The 829-nt window shown below is 59.0% G+C and carries 1 protein-coding gene; it reads right to left on the bottom strand.

Features of this window, described 5'->3' with window-relative positions; genetic code table 11:
• Positions 1 to 10: 10 nt before the first annotated feature.
• A protein-coding gene (locus tag V9L20_RS27255; protein ID WP_125966995.1) for an IS5 family transposase occupies positions 11 to 774 on the bottom strand; the annotation gives its coding sequence in 2 pieces (ribosomal slippage) (positions 11 to 459 and positions 459 to 774; 765 coding nt in all).
• Positions 775 to 829 lie beyond the last annotated feature (55 nt).

Below are 829 nucleotides of genomic sequence, written 5' to 3'. Positions count from 1 at the left end.
CTAGGGCCTGTTAACACAATCGAAGTCCGTCGGCGATCAGCGCAAAGCTGATGAAGCCAAGGAACATTACGTCGAGCTTCTCGAATCGCGAGAAGATTCGGCGGAAGCCCTTCAGGCGCCGGAACAGTCGCTCGACTTCGTTGCGGCGCTTGTACATCTCTCGGTCGTACTCCCAGGGCTCGACCCTGGTCTTCAGCGGCGGCACTACGGGGATGAATCCAAGGTCCAGCGCCAACTGCCGTGTCTCGTTGCCTTCGTAGGCACGATCCATCAGCAGATGCAGTGGGCGGGTTGGCCCACCCAGCCGACGCAGCAAGGCCCGGCCTTCGGGCGCATCGTGTGCCTGCCCGGGCGACAGCGAGAACGTTATGGCCGTTCGAGCATCCGCGGCAACCATATGAATCTTGGTGTTCCATCCGCCTCGGGACTTGCCGATGGCTTGTGGCCCGTTTTTTTTAACGCACCAGTTCCATCCGGATGTACCTTGATGCTCGTGCTGTCCAGCGAGACGGCCTCGATCTTGATGCGCACAACCTGAGCACGCTGCAACTCCTCGAACACCCTATCGAGCACGCCGGCCTTGGACCACCGATTCATGCGTGTATAGATCGTGTGCCAATTGCCGAACCGCTTGGGCAGACCGCGCCACTTGCAGCCGTGCTCGGCCACATACAGCACCGCGTTCAACACACTCAGGTTCGACAGGCTGACGTTGCCTCTCTGTGTAGGCAAACAATGTGCAATCTGCTCGAATTGGGCTTGCGTGATCTCCATACCCGGAGTTTCCGATATGAGCCTGGAGTCACGCCAGTAGTGTTAACACGCCCTA

This window comes from Variovorax sp. CCNWLW225 (assembly GCF_037204045.1).
GTDB lineage: Bacteria > Pseudomonadota > Gammaproteobacteria > Burkholderiales > Burkholderiaceae_C > Variovorax.
This window is presented reverse-complemented; position numbering and strand designations above follow the sequence as displayed.